Consider the following 19971-nt stretch of genomic DNA (forward strand, 5'->3'; position numbering starts at 1 on the left):
ACTTTTTTTTTGTAACTTCGTCAATATAAAGATAAAAACATCTTTTTATTTTATAATCTATTAAATCAACTATTATGTTATCAAAAAAACAAGCACGTGCTTTTTTTCTTGGTGGAACAGTAGTTACATTCCTTGTTTTCATCGGATTAACTATTTTTTCTTTCAGTAAAGCACAAGATCAAAGTAACTACGGAGCAATTACTGAAGAAGTAGTTCGTGGAAAAGCCATATGGGAAGCCAATAATTGCATGGGCTGCCATACTATTTTAGGAGAAGGAGCTTATTATGCCCCAGAATTAACAAAGGTTATTGACCGAAGAGGGGAAGGCTATATTAAAGCCATATTAATGTCACCCGTTGCTTGGCAACCTAACGGGAGGAAGATGGTGGCCTATGGGTTTTCTGAAAAAGAGGCAGAAGACTTAATTGCCTTTTTTGATTGGATTGATGACATAGACCTAAATGGTTTTGAACGAGTAGTATCTCCGCTAGCGAAAGATAAAATTAACAACTAACTAAAACATTATGAAATACAAATCGCAAAAAGTAGCCTATTGGTTTTTCGCATTATCGATGCTATTATTAGTATTACAAATTACCTACGGGTTTATTATGGGTTTTGCCAGAATCGGTATGGATGGCTTACATGAATTTATTCCTTTTAACACAGCAAGAGCAGTTCATACAAATTTATTAGTAGTATGGTTGTTGTCAGGTTTCATGGGTGCTGCCTATTATATAATACCAGAAGAAGCACAACGAGAATTGGTCAATGTAAAATTGGCTTATGTACAGTTAATTAGTTTAGCAGTAGTTGGAGTTATTGCTATTATAGGATATCATTTTAACTATTGGGAAGGAAGAAAGTTTTTAGAAATACCCAGACCATTAGATTACCTTGTTGTTGTAAATGTTCTACTATTTTTAGGCCTTATACTAACTACATTATTTAAAGGTAAAAGAAAAACAACCACTGCTTTGGTACTGTCTATGGGGCTTTTATTTGCTGCCCTACTCTACTTACCGGGTATGTTACCATTTGATAGTCAAGTAATGGATTCTTTTTTCAGATGGTGGGTAGTTCACTTATGGGTAGAAGGAGTTTGGGAATTAATTATGGGTGGTATTTTATCATTTTTATTAATCAAATTAACTGGTGTTGATAGAGAGGTTATTGAAAAATGGCTTTATGTAATTGTTGGGCTGACTTTTCTTTCTGGCGTATTAGGTACAGGTCACCATTATTATTATATAGGAGTTAACAAAATTTGGTTAATTGTTGGTGGCATTTTTTCAGCATTAGAACCATTGGCTTTCTTAGCAATGGCTTTATTTGCTGTAAATATGTATAGAAAAGGTGAGAAAAAACATCCAAATACACTGGCTTTATATTGGACCTTAGGTTCAGCCATAGTATCATTTGTTGGTGCAGGTTTATTAGGATTTGCTCATACTTTGCCACAAACAAACCTCTATACTCATGGAACTTTAGTAACCGCAATGCATGGGCATTTAGCATTTTGGGGAGCTTATGCAATGATTGTACTGGCTATTATAAGTTATGCATTACCTAATTTAACAGGTAGAAAATTATATGAAAGCACGAGAGGTAGAGCTGCTTTTTGGCTTTCAAACATTGGCATGATTGGTATGACTATAGCTTTTGGGGTCGCTGGTGTTGCTCAAGTTTACTTAGAACGAAAAATGAAAATGGAATTTATGGAAGTACAAAATGAGATTAGTATTCATTTTGTAGTATTAATACTTTGTGCTTCACTTTTTACTTTCGGAATAGTACTTTATATAATTGACTTCTATAAGCATGGTAAACCTAACGATGAAGCGTTAGAAATAGAAGCTAATTAACAATTTTTTTGGTTAATTTTAAAAAATTCTGAAGCGTATGATTGATTTAAAATATAATCATTGCTTCGGAATTTTTTTAAAACAGAAAATGAATGATTGAAAAAAAACCATATTATCATCAAATAGGAAAAGAAGTAGAGGTTTTTGAACATTCCTATAAAAATAAAATACCTTTTCTATTAAAAGGGCCAACAGGAACAGGTAAATCCAGATTTATCGAGTATATGGCACACAAATTAGAAAAGAAACTAATTACAATAGCCTGTCACGAAGAAACTTCTTCAACCGATTTAATAGGTCGTTACATCATAAAAGGAGCTGAAACCATTTGGTTAGATGGCCCTTTGACTACAGCCGTCAAAGAAGGTGCGATTATTTATTTAGATGAAATTGTAGAGGCACGTCCAGATGTTATTGTATCAATACACTCACTAACCGATCACAGAAGAGAATTATTTATAGATAAGTTAGGAACTACTATTAAAGCTCATGAAGATTTTATCCTAGTCGCTTCTTTTAATCCCGGATATCAACGTGGTTTTAAAGAATTGAAACCATCTACCCGTCAGCGTTTTATTGCCATGTCTTTTGATTATCCTGAGGCTAAAACAGAACAAGAAATTTTGGTCAATGAAACCCAAGTTGATCAAAGTATTGCTAAAAAATTAGTGAATATTGCCAATAAGATTAGGAATTTGACAGAACTCGGTTTAACAGAAACTGTATCAACAAGATTATTGGTAGATGCAGGAAAACTAATCAAAAGTGGTTTGCCAAAAAGGCTATCAGTAAAAGTAGCCATAGTAGAACCACTAACAGATGATAATGAAATTATTGACGCCTTAACGGATTTATGTAATTTAATGATTTAATTATTAAAATACGATGTTCGAATTTGAACCTGATGAGTACCTGTTTACCAAATTTGCATTCTACTTTAAACGTCGCAAGCGTAAAAAAGAAGAAAGCATGGCCAATGCCGTTAATTTAAGTGATATAAAACCTAAGTTGACCATTTTTGCAAGAGCTATTACAGGTGAATCTATTGAAATTTTTGAAGCCGAAAGAGAAGGCGGTTATAAAAATAACAATTTTTTTATTCCATCAAGATTCTCAGATTTCTCTAATTATGAAGAAAATGTTTCCTTCTATTTATTCAGAGTATTGTACTTGTCCATTCAAAAAAATTTAGGTTTAAACTGGAATAATAGTCAAGAATATGATTTACAAACATCACAACAAAAAGCGGTTGAAAGTGCTCAAAAAGTTCTGGATCAACTCTTTGAACAATTTCCTATAACAGAAAAATATCACCAACAATTCATTCAATTTTATCAAAAAAAAGCAAAAGATAAAAACAAAGTAGATTATTCATTCATTTATGGAAAATGGATGCGGAACAATACCGAAATATCAAATGGAGATATATTAAAAAACTTTTCCGACAAGACAAAAAAAGCTAATGAAGAAAATACTGAAACCATCTTAAAAGCCAATGCTGTAGAAGAAATTATTTCTGTACAAGTTGATCTCAAACAACAAGAAGATGCTGTTTTGCAACACCAATTCGAAAAAGTGGAAACTGCTGAAGAGTTTGGAGGTAACTTTCGTGATTTTGATGGTGACGACGACTTAGACGACCATAGTAATGCCCTAGATGAAATTAACATGAAATATACTGTGCGAGTTGATGATACTGCACATTCTGTATATCAAGCTGAATTTACAGAAAATACAACTGTTAATGAAAGTGCCGAAGCAGAAACCAATGCATATTTTATAAATTATGACGAATGGGACTATACCAAAAGAAAATACAAAGAGAACTTCTGTAAAATATATCCTAAATCTATCCTAGAGAAAGATGTTGCCTATTATAAAAAAACAATTGCTGAAAATAATTCTACATTAATGGGGTTACGAAAAATGTTAACCACCGTTAACAACAAATACCAACAACAACGCAGACAGACCGAAGGTGATTCTTTTGACTTAGACGCCATAACCGATTTGTTTGTTGATATAAATTCTGGTCATACACCCTCTGAAAACATCTATTTATCAAAACGAAAAAAAGAAAAAGACTTATCCATTTTATTATTACTGGACATCAGTTTATCCAGTGATGGTTATGCTGCAGGCAACAGAGTAATTGATGTAGAAAAGCAAGTATCAATTTTATTTGGTGAAATTTTAAATGAATTTAATATCGATTTTTCGATAGATTGTTTTTATTCCAAAACCAGAAACCATGCTAGTTATTTAACCCTAAAAGGTTTTGATGAAGACTGGCATAAAGCCAAGTTCAAGGTAGGTGCTGTGGAGCCAAGTGGTTATACAAGAATTGGAGTAGCCTTACGTCATTCTGGTGCTTTACTTGATAAACGGAATACCAAAAACAAGTGGGTAATACTTATTTCTGACGGTAAACCTAATGATTATGACAAATATGAAGGGAAGTATGGTATTAATGACGTAAAACAGGCCTTACGTGAACTCAATCAAAGACGAATCAATTCTTATGCCTTGGCCATAGAAGCTCAAGCAAAATATTATTTACCACAAATGTTTGGGCAAAATCATTATCAAATTCTTACTACTCCTGTCGAATTACTAGAATCTTTGGTAAAATTATATGAAAAAATAAAACACCAAAGCTAAAATGGGGTCTGGACAAATTGATTATAAAAATGTTTATTATCCACCCGGAGGTATCTTAATGTGGCTACTTATTTTTTTAGAACTATTTACCTTCGGTGCCGTCTTAATTGCATTAGTAATCAGCAGCAAAGAGAATCCAGAAGTTTATCATCAATCGAGATTACATCTTAACACTACATTTGGAACAATTAATACTATATTTTTATTGGTAAGCGGATTTTTTATGGCAACTACGGTTCATTTGTTTAAGGCTAATAATATCTCAAAAACGTTATTCTATTTAAAACTGACCATGTTGGGCGGTCTTTTATTTTTAATACTAAAAGGCATAGAGTACTATTTAAAAATACAAAGCGGTTTTACCATGGGTTATGATTCCTTTTTTACCTATTACTGGTTGTTAACTGGTTTTCATGTTATTCATGTAATTGTTGGTTTGGTAATTTTACTATTTATGTTTTATGGTATTAAAAAATTAAATAAACAAACCAAACTTGAAGATTTAGAAGCTAGTGCAGCATTCTGGCACATGTGTGATTTAATTTGGTTGCTGCTCTTTCCAACTCTTTATTTGATTTTATAATTATGGAGAAAAAAAATATCTTTACATTAGGTTTTCTTATTCTATTGACCTTATTAACAGCATTTTTCTCTAACAATAATAGCAACCTTTTTTATATTGCAACTATCATTTTAGTATTGTCAACTATTAAGTTTTTGTTAGTAGCTTTTAATTTTATGGAATTGGCAAAAGCAAATATCTTTTGGAAAGTTATACTGGGTGTATTTTTAGCTTTTTTTATGATAATAATTTCAATAGTCAATTTTCATCAATAAACTCTATTAAAATTTCGACAAAACAGATGTGATTTTAGCCTTAAAGAGTTACTAATTATTACCTATCTCTTATTGCTTTTTAATAAATTTGTAATATTCATCATTTTCGTTGAAAACAATTAAAATAGTGAGCAAATAATGCATAAAAATATACTAAACACCAAAGATCTGCCTTTAACCTTATCAAAAGAAGAAATGCAGCAATATGGCTATAAAATAGTTGATTTATTAGCCTCTCATTTTGAGAATTTGAATTCAGAAAAATTAGTAAGTTTAGCTGACAGAAAACAAATGGATGCTATATTTCAGCAACCCATTCCAACAGAACCTAACTCACCTAACGATGTACTACAAGATGTTATTGAAAATGTATTGACAAATGTAGATTTTCTTACACATCCAAAATTTTATTCGTTTGTGCCAAGCCCTAGTAATTTTATTAGTGCCATGGCAGATGCCATTGCATCGGGATTTAATATTTTCTCAGGTGGATGGTCAACTTCTCCAGCTGCAGCTGAATTAGAAATTGTGGTTATTAACTGGCTCTTAGAAATGTTTGAGTTCCCTATCCAAGAAGGTGGTGGTATTTTAACCAGTGGTGGGTCTATGGCAAATTTAACTGCCCTAACAACAGCAAGACGCATAAAATGTAAAGATGATTATTCTAAAGGGATAATTTATTTATCAGATCAAGCTCATTCCTCAAATATAAAAGCCATAAGAGTATTGGGTTTTAAAAAGCGTCAAGTACGGATAATTCCCACAGACATAGAATTTAAGATGTCTTTAAACAAGCTAAAAAATGTTATTGCAAAAGATAAGTTAGAAGGCTACCAACCTTTTTGTGTAGTTGCCTCAGCGGGAACAACAAATACAGGAACGGTTGATCCTTTAGAGGAAATTGCAGCTATTTGCAGCAAAGAAAATTTATGGATGCACGTTGATGGTGCTTATGGCGGAGCGGCCATTTTATCCGATAGAGGAAAAAACTATTTAAAAGGTATTGAAAAAGCAGATTCCCTAACGGTTGATCCCCATAAGTGGTTTTTTCAACCTTATGAAATTGGTTGTTTATTGGTGAAAAATCACAAATGGTTAAGCAAAACCTTTAGTGAAAAACCTGTTTATTTAAGGGACATTGAAGGAAACGAATCTGAAATCAATTTTTATGACCACGGCATTCAGCTCACCCGTGGTTTCAGAGCCTTAAAACTGTATATGTCTATCAAAACATTTGGCCTTAATGCCTTTAAAGAAGCTGTACAATCTGGAATTTCACTAACCGAAAATGTAGAGGAACTATTGCGAAAGAGTCCAAAATGGGAAGTAGTTTCACCAGCTACTTTAGCAATTATCAATTTCAGATACAATCCGATAAAGCATAATTTGACTGAAAAAGAACTGGATAAAATAAACCAATATATCTCAAAACAAATTATAACTTCTAGAAGTGCGGTATTGGTTACTACTATTTTGCAAGATCAAGTAGTAATTAGAATGTGCTTAATAAACCCAAGAACCACATTAGACGACATAAAAAGCACCTTGGCATTATGTGAAAAATTTGCGGCTTCATATTTAAAGAAAAATGAAAACAAATAAATTTTTAATATTACTTTTAGTTATTGCAATTGGCTGTACAAAAAAAACAGTACAAATTCCTGTACTTAACGTAGCAGGAATTCAAGATACTATTTACGACAATTCTCAAATTTGGATTTTTTTGGAAGTCAAAGATAGCGACACTTTAGCTACCTTAAACCGAAAAAACAGTATTGCCACTACCAATTGGATCTACAATATTGATAAAAACCTACCGATGCGTTTGGTTGTACCTCATTTACAAAAATTAATAGAAAAAAGAGAGCAACCAACTATGCATCCTAAGGATGAAGATGATTTTAATTATTTCTCTTATGTAGATTCCAAATCTAATTTACTCTCAATGGTACAATTTGATGTTATTTATTTTACGGACAAACCTTTTACTACTGCTCAATTTAAAAATGATACGCTTGCTAAACATATTGTTATAGATTACAAAAACAACCGACTCCTTATAAACGATAGCCTAATACTACAAAACGAATTGAATAACTATCTGGATGACCTACCCGTAGAAAAAAAAATAAATTTGCATTTGAATTTTGACAAGAATATAAAATATCAAAATTATTTAGAGTTAAAGGCACAATTACAGAATGTAAAGCATATTGCGTTGGACACTACCGAATATGTAAACTAAAAATAGTTATATTTATAGGCATTAAGTATATAAATACAATTGTTGTAACCAATATGAAAAAAACTGTAACAAAAAGAAAATGGAGGATTAATTTGGTTGTTTCTTACCAAAATCAAAAAATTGCTGAAATTAACAGAAATAGTGTTTCTGGATTTTTAAAAAACTTATCCTCGATTTACAAGCTTGACTATGCAATCTCTGAAAATCATCAATTCAATTATGATAAAGAATTTGAAATTGAGCATAGTAAAACAAAATGTGATATTTTCTACTTTCGCTCAAATAAAAATACTCGGATTAATGTAAAGGAATTGAGAACGACAATAAACAGTTTGTTTCCTTACACTTATGGAGCTTATTATGATAGAGTGGAATTTTTCACGCAAATGACAAAGGCTTTAAAGAAATTTCCTTTTCCAAAAGACTATTATAGACCTTTAAAATATCCTTATGTGGAGTTTTACAATGGTTCTGAAATGAAGCTGATGGTGCCACATGAAGAAATGATGAAAGTTATTGAAAAGGAGCAGGATTTTACAATGAATTAAAAAATACTGGTTACAACAATTGTTAATACAAGACCATTAGCACCAATTTAAAATCACAAAAAATGAAAGTTACAACTAAAAAAAATGAACAAGTTGCTAATATGGTTTTTGCATCTATTTATCCCCATTACTGGAATAGATTGGAAAAACATGGTAGAACAAAAGAAGAATTTCATCAAGTAATAGAATGGTTTACTGGTTTTGATGAAACTAAATTACAGTCACTTATTGATGAAAAAGCAACGTTTAGAACGTTTTTTGAGGAAGCTAAAATCCATCCTAATGCACACCTAATTAAAGGTGTTGTTTGTGGGTATCGCATTGAAGAAATTGAAGATGAATTCGAATTGTATAAACAATGCAGACAAATGGAAAAGCTTATTGATGAATTGGCAAGAGGTCGTAAAATGGAGAAAATAGTAAGAGAAGCTTAGTCAATTAAAAAATCACTCACAAACCTCAGTAGTGTTAGTAACTTGTAATTTGACATCAGAAGGTGAAACGTAAGGGATTCCTAAGCCTAAACCTCGAAGAATAAATAACAAACCAATAATAACGACAAATACAGGAATTGCTTTTTGAATTTTAGTTCTAAGCGTTCCTTTTAAAAAATTTCCCGTCAATACAGCCGCACTCATCATGGGTACGGTACCCAGTCCGAACAAAGACATATAGATTGCCCCTTCAAATGCTCCTGAAGCGGCAATAGAACCCACCAAAGCCATATAAACCAGTCCACAAGGTAAAAAACCGTTAAAAAAACCAATAGTAAAAAAAGTACTATTGGTACGCTTTTTTAAATAATATCCCAATTTAGATTTTACATAAGATATGCCCTTATATATTGGTTTAGAAAAATTGTGTTTGTTAAAAACATGTACGGGAATCAATACCATAGCAATCATTAACACACCTATTAGGATAGATAAACGTTGCTGAAAACCCGCTAAATACAAACCTCTACCAACCAAACCAAAGACAAGACCAATCAGCGAGTAAGTAAATAATCGTCCAAAATGATAGAGCATGGTCTGGAATACCATTTTAGATTTACTGGTTCTATCCACGGGTAAAGCAAATGCAATTGGCCCGCACATACCTATGCAATGAAAACTACCTAATAAGCCAAGTATAAATGCAGTATAAAGCATATTTAAACCTAATAAAATATATCCTTTTTAAATAAATATTCCTCATCCTCAAATTTCCAATCAATTTTAATATTCCATCTACCGTTAATTAGTTTATCATCTTCAATCAACATCGTATTTTCATTTAAAACAATTTCTCTTTTAAAATCAATTCTTTTATCGGATGGTCTTTGAAAATAAATGGTTCCTTTTATTTTTTCAAGATCCATAGTGTCGGGAAAAGTAACTAACATGCCCCTACCCGCCTTCTCAACTTTTACATTTTGAGAAAGCTTACTGGCATTGTTCATTTTATCAATTTCTTGTTGATAGTATAATTCATCTTTATAATAATCTTCTGAAACCAAATGATGTTCTAATGTATCGTCTGCTAAACTTCTATAGACAAACTGTAATATAAAAATCATAAATGCCGCCATAACGATTACCATTGCCCATCCCCAGTTTATTTTAATTCGCATAATTTCTAATTTATTTTCATTGGTCCCATAAAATTGGTCGATGTAGTCTCAATCAATTCTCCATCTGCATAAATACCTATTTTTAGCTTTTCCTTAGCTGATTCTAAATCTTTTTTATCGATGTCAATGAATAAGGTTCCTTCTGTTAAATCGCCTTTAGGTACATGGCTTGTACCACCGACAATTCTGACTTCTCCAGCATGTGAAATCAGTTTAATCTCAACGTTATCCAGATTTTTCACGGTTTTGTTTATCAACTTAAAAGTGTAAATGTTACTAACCGCTGTTTCAGTACTGGTAAACGTTTGCCCCGGCAACCTCAAAATTGTGGCTTCAATATCTGATCTTAAAAACAGTAATGTTATCAATACTGCAACTAAGATAGTCAAAACGGCAGAATAGGCTTTTATTCTTGCATTGAATTTAAACTTTTCTCCTTGCGTAATGTTATCTTCTGAAGCATAACGAATTAAGCCTGGCTCAAAGCCTGTTTTGGTCATAATCTCATCACAAGCATCAATACATGCCGTGCAGTTTACACATTCTAATTGTGTACCGTTTCTAATATCAATTCCTGTGGGACAAACCACTACACATTGATTACAATCTATGCAATCACCATGACCCATTTCCGTTCTATCTTCATTTTTTCTGAATTTCTTTCTACCATTTTCATTTTCGCCTCTTTTATGGTCATAAGCAACCACTATTGATTTTCTGTCTAATAAAACCCCTTGTAACCTACCATAAGGGCAAACAATAATGCATACCTGCTCTCTAAACCAAGCAAACACAAAGAAAAATACCAAGGTAAAAACCAATAGTTTAATCAACGTTCCAATATGATCCAATGGATTGCCTGTAATATATTCCAGCAGCACATCACTACCTATAAAATAGGCCAAGAAAACATTGGCGATAATAAAAGAAATCAAGAAAAAGATAGTCCATTTAATCGCTTTCTTACGTATTTTCTCAGCTGTCCAAGGTTGTTTGTTTAGTCTTATCTGTTTACCTCTGTCTCCTTCTATCCAATATTCAATTTTACGAAATACCATTTCCATAAAAATAGTTTGTGGGCAAACCCAGCCACAAAATATTCTACCAAAAATTACAGTAAATAAAATAACAAAGACAATACCCACTAACATGGATAGTACTAGTAAATAAAAATCTTGAGGCCAAAAGGGTTGTCCAAATATATTGTATTTACCTTCTAATATGTTAAATAATAAAAACTGATTTCCGTTAATTTTAATAAATGGAGAAATTATCAATACAGCAAGTAAAAACCAACTTAAATAAGTTCTGTAATTAGTAAACTTACCTGATGGCTTTTTAGGAAAAATATAGTTACGCTTACCATCTTTAGTAATTGTGCCTATGGAATCTCTAAAATTTTCTTGTTCTTCTACTGCCATTGAAATAACTATAAAAAATACTTCTATTTAAACTACAAAGTTAAATTTAATAAATGAACATGAACGAAACATTTATCACATAACTATTAGCGTAAATAGAAGTATTAAAGCCGAACTAAAAAGTTCTAAAAAATTGAGTTAGCATTTTTTACTTATCTCCTTCTTTCCAAATTTCTCCTTCTGGATCTTTAGGATTAGCTGGTGTTGTACCTTGCATAGACAAAATATAACTTGCCAGTTGTTGTCTCTCCTCTAAACTAATCGTTGACTCCCAAGCAATCATACCTTTACCGGGTCTACCCCCTTTTGCAAGCGTATTCATAATACCTTGAAAATCGCCATCTAAAATCCAATACTCATCCGTTAAATTTGGACCTATACTACCACCAAGATCATCTAAATGACATGCTGTACATGTTTTTGAAGCAAACAATTCTTTTCCTTTTTGAATACTAGCAGCATCAGTCAATGCCACTAAATTGGCAGCATCATATAATTCGGGATTATCTTTTTTATACTGAGCAACGGCAGCATCACCTTCAGCAACAGCACGTTCAAACTCGGCATGCTGATCATATCTGTCGGTAAAAAATACCATAATATAATAGAATATACCTACTGCAATGGTAATATAAAAACCGGCCAACCACCAAGGTGGCAATACATTATCTAATTCTTTAATACCGTCATAATCATGATCGGTCATAATATCTTCCTCATTTTCAATTGGCCTAGCTCCTGTTAATTTGCTCCAAAAAGATTTTTCTTTATTACTCATAATCGTTTATGTTTTCGTCCTCTTCAAGAGGTAAATTACTAATGTTTTCGATACTCTTTTTTGGAATTCTCATCACATGAATTAACATGGTAATAAAAACCGCAAAAAATAATAGTAATGATATGATGGGATATATTTCCACATCGTTCATTGAATCTAAATGGTGTTTAATATATTTTAACATCTTAATTAGTTTTGAGCGGTTTCACCTTTTTTAATATCCGTACCTAAACGCTGTAAATAAGCAATTAAGGCCACAATCTCTTTATCCTGCATATTACTATCACCATAGTTTTTAACATACTCAGGGTCTTGTCTTAAGTTCTTTTCAACTTGTTCTGCCTGATTTCTCAATAAAAACAATCCTTTATCCACTTCAGATTGTGTATACGGCACACCTAATTTAACCATAGCTTCCATTTTACCTTGAGTATTTGAAGTATTCAAGTCATTTGTAAATAACCAAGTATATTTAGGCATAATTGAACCCGGAGATGTTGAACTAGGATCTAACATATGATTGAAATGCCAGTTATCATTATACTTACCTCCTATTCTATGCACATCAGGACCCGTTCTACGTGAACCCCAAAGGAATGGAAAGTCATAAACAAACTCACCCGCCTTAGAATATTCTCCATAACGTTCTACTTCTGAACGAAATGGCCTAATCATCTGCGAATGACAGTTATTACAACCTTCTCTAATATAAATATCTCTACCTTCCAACTCTAATGGAGTATAAGGTTTGACACTCGTAATTTTTGGGATATTTGAGTCTACAGTTAATAAAGGTACTATCTCTACAGCTCCACCAATAACAATAGCTACTGTTGTTAACACTGTAAATAAAATTGTTTTTCTTTCTAACCAAGAATGTACTTTTTCACCAGCCATTCTTCTACCAGTTATTTTTTTCAATGGTACTGCTTCGGCTAATTCATCTTCTACTTTAGAGCCTGCTTTAGCCGTTTTTATAATGTTATATGCTAACAAAATAAAACCAACTAAATACAATGTACCTCCAAAAGCACGCATGGCATACATTGGCAAAATCTGTGTTACAGTCTCTAAGAAGTTACCATAAACCAACGTTCCATCGGGGTTAAATTGTTTCCACATAGAGGCTTGCGTAAACCCTGCTACGTATAAAGGTATGGCATAAAACAAAATACCTAAGGTTCCAATCCAAAAATGGATGTTAGCCAGTTTTTTTGAGTAGAGTTCAGTTTTCCACAAACGTCCAGCCAACCAATAAATAATACCAGCAGCCATAAATCCGTTCCAAGCTAATGCACCAACGTGTACGTGAGCTACAATCCAATCCGTATAATGCCCAATGGCGTTTAAGTTTTTAAAGGATAACAATGGTCCTTCAAAAGTAGCCATACCATAACCTGTAATTGCAACAACAAAAAACTTCAACACTGGACTTTCTCTAACTTTATCCCAAGCACCGCGTAAGGTTAATAAACCGTTTATCATACCACCCCATGATGGGAAAATTAGCATAACAGAAAACACAGTACCTAAATTTTGAGCCCAACCAGGTAATGCTGTATACAATAAATGGTGAGGGCCTGCCCAGATATAGATAAAAATTAATGACCAAAAGTGAACTATAGATAGTCTGTAAGAATAGACAGGTCTATTTGCCGCCTTAGGCACAAAATAATACATAAGACCCAATACTGGTGTTGTTAAGAAGAAGGCAACCGCATTATGTCCATACCACCATTGTACTAATGCATCTTGCACTCCTGCATAAATCGAATAGCTCTTAAAAGCACTTACCGGTAATTCTAAGTTATTAAAAATATGCAACACGGCAATTGTAACCAAAGATGCTAAATAGAACCAAATGGCAACATAGATATGGCGTTGGCGTCTTTTGAGAATGGTACCAATCATATTAATACCCATTATTACCCAAACAATAGTTATGGCAATATCTATAGGCCATTCTAACTCAGCATATTCTTTTGAAGAAGTTATACCTAATGGCAAGGTAATGGCGGCAGCGACGATTATTAATTGCCATCCCCAAAAATGTATTTTGCTTAATGCATCGCTGAACATACGTGTTTTTAACAAACGCTGCATAGAATAATACATACCCATAAAAATACTATTTCCCACAAAAGCAAAAATCACGGCGTTTGTGTGTAACGGTCTTAAACGACCAAAACTAAGCCATGAAATGCCTTCCATATAATTTGGGAAGATAAAAAGAAGAGCAACCAGCAAACCTACCAGCATACCCACAATTCCCCAAAGTACTGTTGCGATGAGGAACATCTTTACAATTTTGTTGTCGTAATAAAATTGTTCTTTTTCCATTGTTACTTATTGATTTTGATTAATTGATTTTGATTTTTTAGTTTTTGAAGCTTTGTCTACAAATTCATCTTCAAACAACATTCTAACTGAAGGTGTATATACATCGTCATACTGTCCTGATTTAACGGATTTAATAAAAAGTATAAAAAAAACTACAGCGATAACAATACTAACTGCAATCATTAAAAAGATAATATCCATAGAAAAAAATTACACACAAAGAAAGTGAGATTTGTAAATTAAAAATATGACATTTATCATATTTGTAATAAAAAGTAAAGTTATAAAATTATCTTTTACTTGACAATAAATTTGTGCTAATTGTAACAAAAATAACTATACTAATTGAGCTTAAAGGCATTAAAATAGCAGCTACTATAGGCGATAAATTGCCTGAAACAGCAAATAACATCCCAATAAAATTGTAGAGTATTGAAATTACAAAGCTCATTTTTATTACCTTAAGTGTTTGTTTAGATAGCTTTAAAAGTTTAGGCAGAAAGTTAAATTTTGAAGCATCAAGAATACCATCAGAAGCTGGTGAAAAAACATTAATATCTTCAGCTACAACCAAACCAACATTACTCTGTGCTAAAGCCCCTGCATCATTTAAACCGTCGCCAATCATTAAAACATTTTTGCCTGAATCTTGTAAGTGTTTTATGTATTCTAATTTATCTGCTGGTTTTTTATTGAATATTAAGTCCGTATTTTTTGGAAGCATTGTTTCTAATTGCATTTTTTCGCCATCATTGTCTCCAGATAAAATTCCCAGCTGATAGTCGTTTTTTAATTCATCAAAAATAGTAGTCAGTCCGCTTCGATACGAATTTTCAAAGATATATTTTCCTTTAACTGCTTCGTTTATATTGATGTAAGACTGTGTTTGTAAAATATGTTCAGTCTTGGCATTTACAAATTGAGCCGAACCGATTTTAATAATTAAATCATTAACTTTTCCTTCAATTCCTTTTCCCAACACTTCTTTAAAGTCCGATACTTCTAAAATGTTTTCTTCATCAATTTTATCATATAACATTCTGCTTAATGGATGATTTGAAGCTCTTAATACACTTTTAATAGCAATAGTTTCATCAACCAAAAGTGGCGTACCTTGATAAGAAATTTTGGATTTGTTATTGGTAATTGTTCCTGTTTTATCAAAAATTAGGGTATCTACTTTAGAGAGATTCTCAATAACATCCGTATTTTTTAAGTACACTTTCTTTCTTCCTAAAATTCGTAGCATATTTCCCAAAGCAAATGGTGCAGATAGTGCCAATGCACACGGACAAGCAACTATTAATACCGCTGTAACTACATTAGCAACCATTTTTACATCTACAAAATACCAATACAAGCCTGCTAAAAAGGCAATCATTAGAACAATGATAGTAAATCGTTTGCTTATAGAATCTGTTACATTTTTTATACCACTGATTTTGGTATTGTTAAACACATCATTGCTCCAAAGCTGAGTCAAATAACTTTGTGAAACCGTTTGTAAAATTTCCATTTCAATAGCCCCTGAAAGTTGTTTGCCACCAGCAAAAAGTTTATCACCTGATTTTTTTGTGACGGGCAAAGACTCACCAGTAACAAAACTATAGTCAATTTGAGCATTACCAGCAATTAAAATCCCATCAGCGGGTATTAATTCTTTATCTCTAATCAATAGCCTATCCCCTTTTTTAACATCGTAAATAGCAATATTTTTTTCAGTTTTATCATTGTTTATTTTTGTAACCGCTACAGGAAAATACGATTTGTAATCACGTTCAAAAGATAAAAAACTATACGTTTGTTGTTGAAATATTTTACCGAGCAGCAGAAAGAAAACAAATCCAGCCAAGCTATCAAAATAGCCTTGACCCAAATTAAAAAATATTTCATAAGAACTACGTAAAAACAGCACAATAATACCTAAAACAATAGGTACATCTATATTCAGGATTTTGTGCTTTAGCCCTTTGTAGGCTGAAATAAAATATTCTGTGGCTGAATAAAATACCACAGGCAAAATCATTATAAAAATTAACAATCTGAAAAGTGGTTTGTAACGCTCTAGCCAATACTCATCAGATTGAAAGTACTCTGGAAAGGATAATAACATGATATTACCAAAAGCAAAACCGGTAACGCCTAATTTGTAGATTAACGAGCGGTCAATTTTACGTTTACTCACTGTTGCATCTTCAAGGCTAATCAATGGTTCATAACCAATAGAACTTAATAATTCTACTATTTGTCTCAAAGAGGTAGTTGAATTATTAAAAGTAATTCTAACTTCTTTTTTAGGAAAATTAACCTGTGAAGAATTAATTGATGGAAGCAACTTATTCAAATTTTCTAATATCCAAATACAAGAACTACAATGTACATGTGGTATATAAAAGGTTATGACACTTGTTTCACCATCTTTAAAATCATACAATTTTTCTATAATGTTGTCATCATCCAGATAATTGTATTTACCTTTTATATCTTCAGGTATTTTACCTGGTGCGTTTTCTAGATCGTAATAGCAGGTTAAATCATTATCGCTAAAAATCTCGTAAACTGTTTTACATCCGTTACAGCAAAAACTCTTAGCATCGTAAACTACTGGTTTAGAGCCATTATCATTACCACAGTGAAAACACTTTTCTTTTGGCATTTCTAATTCTGTTAACTTACAAATATCAAGTGCAAACTTAGACAAGTCTATGATAAATGTCACAAAATTTCGGTATATTTGTTTTCAAATTCTACTATATCTAAATGAGTAAGTGCCAACAATGTCTTATTAGAGAATTTAACTCACTAAAGTCGTTATCTGCAGATGAGCTGAAAACAATGTCTGAAGAAAAGGACGTTTTAGCTTTTAAAAAAGGTGATGTTATTTTTGAAGAAGGCAATACTATAAATGGTGTGTATTGTGTAAAACATGGTATTTGTAAGTTATCTAAATTAAATGCTAACGGGAAAGAACAAATAGTCAGATTTATAAAGGGTGGCGATATGCTGGGCTACCGTTCGGTTTTAAGTGAAGAGCCTGTAACCCTAACAGTTACCGCATTAAAAGATATGGAAGCTTGTTTTATACCTAAAAGAGAGATATTAGATGCCATCAAAGAAAATCCAAAATTTTCATTAGACATGATGAAAACAGTTTGTCACGACTTACGTGATGCAAATATGTCTCTTTCTAATATGGCTCAAAAAAACGTAAAGGAACGATTGGCGGATATGCTTATTTTCTTAAAAGAAACTTTTGATGAGGACGAAGATGGTTATTTGGATATTATATTGACTAGAGAAGAAATATCAAGTGTTATAGGTACTGCAACAGAATCTGCCATCAGATTACTCTCCGAATTTAAAAAGAAAGGATTTATCGCTTTAGATGGTAAAAAAGTAAAAATTTTAGATGAAGTCGGATTGTTAAGATTGTCTCAGGGGTTTTAATTAGTGGTTAGTGGAAAATAAATATTTTCAACTTTTAATGGATTCGATTAACAGAAAATTAAAATTATGAATGAGGTAAGGTTTACATTTGAAGAATGATGATCAGACTTAAAAAATAGTTGTTGTAAAAACCAATCACTAAACTCTACCCTCTAATTACTCATTTTCCACCTCTCAATAATTTCCTCCACATGATTAATTGTCTTTTTTGTCCAATCCAATCTTTTTTCATCTTTTTCTTCTTCCGATAATTGCCAATCTATTTCAGACACTCTTAATCGTTGTGTTATTGATTGTAGTATAATGGCAGCAGCCACCGAAATATTAAGGCTTTCCGTAAAACCGTACATTGGAATTTTTAAATAGCCATCAGCTTCATCTAAAATATAATCTGAAACTCCCTCTTTTTCTACCCCAAAAACAAAAGCAGATTTTTTAGAAATATCAAAATCGGGCAATAGGCAGTCCCGATAGCCATCCAGATCGCTATGCGGTGTTGTTGCAATAATCTGATAACCATTTTTTCGCAGTGTTTTTATACAGTTTTCCGTATTGTTTTCCTGTTGATTATACTCATGAAAATCTATCCATTTTTGAGCTCCTTTTGCCACTTGGTTAGATACATAACTGTTGTATTTATTTTCAATAATATGGATATCTTGAATACCAAAAATATCACAACTACGCACAACGGCACTTGTATTATGCTTTTGGTAAATATCTTCTAAAACCACTGTAAAATGACGGGTTCTATCTTTTAAAATTTTCTCAAAGAGGGTTTTTCGGTTATCCGTAATCAAGTCTTGTAAATAAGCTAACAATTGTTTATCAACCATATTTTTTTGTTCTTGTAAATAAGTTTTAAATTTAAGGCAAATTATCAAAATAGTATAAAAGCAGAACATAAATAAATCTGGAGGTAGCGATTAAAAAATTCCTCGTACCTCAGAATGACAATTTTAAAAATGAAGAAAATAGTTGTGTTGACCGGAGCGGGAATGAGTGCTGAAAGTGGAATTAATACTTTTAGGGATGCAGATGGTCTTTGGGAAGGACATGATGTTATAGAAGTGGCATCTCCTGAAGGTTTTAGAAAAAATCCTGAATTGGTATTGGATTTTTACAACCAACGAAGACGGCAACTGTTTACGGTAAAACCTAACGCTGCACACAATGCTTTGGCTGATTTAGAACAGCAATATAATGTTACCATTATAACTCAAAATGTGGATGATTTACATGAGCGTGCAGGTAGTACTGATATAATTCATTTACATGGAGAATTACTAAAAGCTAGAAGTATAGAAAATGACACTATAGTTTATGACTGTACGGATGATATTTACATTGGTGATTTATGTCCAAAAGGCACACAGTTAAGACCCCATATTGTTTGGTTTGGCGAAGCTGTACCTATGTTAGAAAAAGCTGCGGAAATTACTATACTAGCCGATGTTTTAATTATTATTGGCACTTCCATGCAGGTATATCCCGCAGCGAGTTTAATTAATTATGCAAAGCCAGGAATTCCAATCTATTTTATTGACCCAAAACCTGCTGTAAATGCTAATGATTTTGAGAACCTAACAGTTATTGCAAAAAAAGCTACCGTGGGCGTTCAACACCTTATTGAAAATTATTTGTAAATGAACCTATCTACTTTCACATCTGTTCTAGAAAACGACAAAGAAAGATTAAAGTATCGTGATGAACTTGTATTGGCTACGTTAAATAATCCACAATATATTGAAGTTCTTTTAACAAACATGGAAGCTATTGAAGATGAAAATTCGAATTTTTCGTCACGCACTTTAGAATTGGCTTGTAAAGAAAAATTAGGGCTTATTATTCCTTATTTGGATAAATTCTGTGAATTATTGCCCAAGGTAAAGCAAGGTGCGGTAATTAGAGCTTGTGCTAAAATATGTGAATTATTAATTGTTAATTATTTTAATAATCATCCCACCGTATTGAAGGAAAACCATCTCGAAAAAATTATAGAAGCAGGTTTTGATTGGATGATTACCAATCAAAAAACAGCTGTAAAAGCATATACAATGCAGATCCTCTATTTATTAGGCACAAAATACGATTGGATTCACCCAGAGTTGGTATTGAATATAGAAAAGGATATTCCCACAGCAACAATTGGTTACGTAAACCGAGGTAGAAAAGTGATTAAAGCCATTGAGACCAAAACAAAATTGAAACTATGA

The 19971-nt window shown here is 32.3% G+C and carries 22 protein-coding genes; 13 read left to right on the forward strand and 9 right to left on the reverse strand.

The window, feature by feature from the left end; all coding sequences use genetic code 11:
* Positions 1 to 74: 74 nt before the first annotated feature.
* The 10 genes from U5A88_RS08205 to U5A88_RS08250 all read left to right on the forward strand — a co-directional run bounded on the left by U5A88_RS08205 (position 75) and on the right by U5A88_RS08250 (position 8591).
* Positions 75 to 515: a c-type cytochrome gene (locus tag U5A88_RS08205; RefSeq protein ID WP_354205431.1), complete on the forward strand. Its 441-nt coding sequence runs from the start codon at positions 75 to 77 to the stop codon at positions 513 to 515.
* Between the two features lie 10 nt (positions 516 to 525).
* The gene (locus tag U5A88_RS08210; RefSeq protein ID WP_354205433.1) at positions 526 to 1866 is read left to right on the forward strand and encodes a cbb3-type cytochrome c oxidase subunit I; all 1341 of its coding nucleotides are present in this window, start codon (positions 526 to 528) and stop codon (positions 1864 to 1866) included.
* A 92-nt stretch (positions 1867 to 1958) separates the two neighbouring features.
* Positions 1959 to 2738, forward strand: coding sequence for a CbbQ/NirQ/NorQ/GpvN family protein (locus U5A88_RS08215; protein WP_354205435.1), 780 nt, complete (start codon positions 1959 to 1961; stop codon positions 2736 to 2738).
* Positions 2739 to 2751: 13 nt separating this feature from the next.
* Positions 2752 to 4527, forward strand: coding sequence for a nitric oxide reductase activation protein NorD (locus U5A88_RS08220; RefSeq protein ID WP_354205437.1), 1776 nt, complete (start codon positions 2752 to 2754; stop codon positions 4525 to 4527).
* 1 nt (position 4528) lies between these two features.
* On the forward strand, positions 4529 to 5110 hold the full coding sequence (locus U5A88_RS08225; protein ID WP_354205439.1) for a cytochrome c oxidase subunit 3: 582 nt from the start codon (positions 4529 to 4531) through the stop codon (positions 5108 to 5110).
* 2 nt (positions 5111 to 5112) lie between these two features.
* On the forward strand, positions 5113 to 5364 hold the full coding sequence (locus tag U5A88_RS08230; protein ID WP_354205440.1) for a cytochrome C oxidase subunit IV family protein: 252 nt from the start codon (positions 5113 to 5115) through the stop codon (positions 5362 to 5364).
* A gap of 138 nt (positions 5365 to 5502) precedes the next feature.
* Positions 5503 to 6966 carry a pyridoxal phosphate-dependent decarboxylase family protein gene (locus U5A88_RS08235; RefSeq protein WP_354205442.1) on the forward strand — a complete coding sequence of 488 codons (1464 nt, stop codon included), beginning with the start codon at positions 5503 to 5505 and terminating at the stop codon, positions 6964 to 6966.
* The gene (locus tag U5A88_RS08240; protein WP_354205444.1) at positions 6953 to 7609 is read left to right on the forward strand and encodes a hypothetical protein; all 657 of its coding nucleotides are present in this window, start codon (positions 6953 to 6955) and stop codon (positions 7607 to 7609) included. The genes U5A88_RS08235 and U5A88_RS08240 overlap by 14 nt, the downstream gene beginning before the upstream one ends.
* A gap of 53 nt (positions 7610 to 7662) precedes the next feature.
* Positions 7663 to 8157 carry a hypothetical protein gene (locus tag U5A88_RS08245; RefSeq protein ID WP_354205446.1) on the forward strand — a complete coding sequence of 165 codons (495 nt, stop codon included), beginning with the start codon at positions 7663 to 7665 and terminating at the stop codon, positions 8155 to 8157.
* Between the two features lie 62 nt (positions 8158 to 8219).
* A complete protein-coding gene (locus U5A88_RS08250; protein ID WP_354205447.1) occupies positions 8220 to 8591 on the forward strand; it encodes a DUF2200 domain-containing protein in 372 nt (123 codons plus the stop codon).
* 12 nt (positions 8592 to 8603) lie between these two features.
* On the opposite strand, the gene U5A88_RS08255 is transcribed toward U5A88_RS08250, so the two are convergent.
* The 8 genes from U5A88_RS08255 to U5A88_RS08290 all read right to left on the reverse strand — a co-directional run bounded on the left by U5A88_RS08255 (position 8604) and on the right by U5A88_RS08290 (position 16964).
* Entirely contained in the window at positions 8604 to 9308 is a 705-nt protein-coding gene (locus tag U5A88_RS08255; RefSeq protein ID WP_354205449.1) for a sulfite exporter TauE/SafE family protein, read from the reverse strand.
* 8 nt (positions 9309 to 9316) lie between these two features.
* Positions 9317 to 9769 (reverse strand): FixH family protein, encoded by a 453-nt coding sequence (locus U5A88_RS08260; protein ID WP_354205451.1) that lies wholly within the window; start codon positions 9767 to 9769, stop codon positions 9317 to 9319.
* A gap of 5 nt (positions 9770 to 9774) precedes the next feature.
* The gene (ccoG, locus tag U5A88_RS08265; RefSeq protein WP_354205452.1) at positions 9775 to 11190 is read right to left on the reverse strand and encodes a cytochrome c oxidase accessory protein CcoG; all 1416 of its coding nucleotides are present in this window, start codon (positions 11188 to 11190) and stop codon (positions 9775 to 9777) included.
* Positions 11191 to 11338: 148 nt separating this feature from the next.
* On the reverse strand, positions 11339 to 11968 hold the full coding sequence (locus tag U5A88_RS08270; protein ID WP_354205454.1) for a cbb3-type cytochrome c oxidase N-terminal domain-containing protein: 630 nt from the start codon (positions 11966 to 11968) through the stop codon (positions 11339 to 11341).
* Entirely contained in the window at positions 11961 to 12152 is a 192-nt protein-coding gene (locus tag U5A88_RS08275) for a CcoQ/FixQ family Cbb3-type cytochrome c oxidase assembly chaperone (protein ID WP_354205456.1), read from the reverse strand. Before U5A88_RS08275 ends, U5A88_RS08270 begins: the two co-directional genes overlap by 8 nt.
* A gap of 5 nt (positions 12153 to 12157) precedes the next feature.
* On the reverse strand, positions 12158 to 14308 hold the full coding sequence (gene ccoN, locus U5A88_RS08280) for a cytochrome-c oxidase, cbb3-type subunit I (RefSeq protein ID WP_354205458.1): 2151 nt from the start codon (positions 14306 to 14308) through the stop codon (positions 12158 to 12160).
* 6 nt (positions 14309 to 14314) lie between these two features.
* Positions 14315 to 14509 (reverse strand): cbb3-type cytochrome oxidase assembly protein CcoS, encoded by a 195-nt coding sequence (gene ccoS / locus U5A88_RS08285; protein ID WP_354205460.1) that lies wholly within the window; start codon positions 14507 to 14509, stop codon positions 14315 to 14317.
* 88 nt (positions 14510 to 14597) lie between these two features.
* Positions 14598 to 16964, reverse strand: coding sequence for a heavy metal translocating P-type ATPase (locus tag U5A88_RS08290; RefSeq protein ID WP_354205462.1), 2367 nt, complete (start codon positions 16962 to 16964; stop codon positions 14598 to 14600).
* A gap of 104 nt (positions 16965 to 17068) precedes the next feature.
* Between U5A88_RS08290 and U5A88_RS08295 the strand changes: the two genes are divergently transcribed.
* On the forward strand, positions 17069 to 17755 hold the full coding sequence (locus U5A88_RS08295) for a Crp/Fnr family transcriptional regulator (protein ID WP_354205463.1): 687 nt from the start codon (positions 17069 to 17071) through the stop codon (positions 17753 to 17755).
* A gap of 152 nt (positions 17756 to 17907) precedes the next feature.
* On the opposite strand, the gene U5A88_RS08300 is transcribed toward U5A88_RS08295, so the two are convergent.
* Positions 17908 to 18591, reverse strand: a complete 684-nt coding sequence (locus U5A88_RS08300) for a TrmH family RNA methyltransferase (RefSeq protein WP_354205465.1) — start codon at positions 18589 to 18591, stop codon at positions 17908 to 17910.
* Between the two features lie 129 nt (positions 18592 to 18720).
* Between U5A88_RS08300 and U5A88_RS08305 the strand changes: the two genes are divergently transcribed.
* On the forward strand, positions 18721 to 19401 hold the full coding sequence (locus U5A88_RS08305; protein ID WP_354205467.1) for an SIR2 family NAD-dependent protein deacylase: 681 nt from the start codon (positions 18721 to 18723) through the stop codon (positions 19399 to 19401).
* The gene (locus tag U5A88_RS08310; RefSeq protein ID WP_354205469.1) at positions 19402 to 19971 is read left to right on the forward strand and encodes an adenylosuccinate lyase; all 570 of its coding nucleotides are present in this window, start codon (positions 19402 to 19404) and stop codon (positions 19969 to 19971) included.

The sequence above is a fragment of the Aureibaculum sp. 2308TA14-22 genome (assembly GCF_040538665.1).
GTDB lineage: Bacteria > Bacteroidota > Bacteroidia > Flavobacteriales > Flavobacteriaceae > Aureibaculum.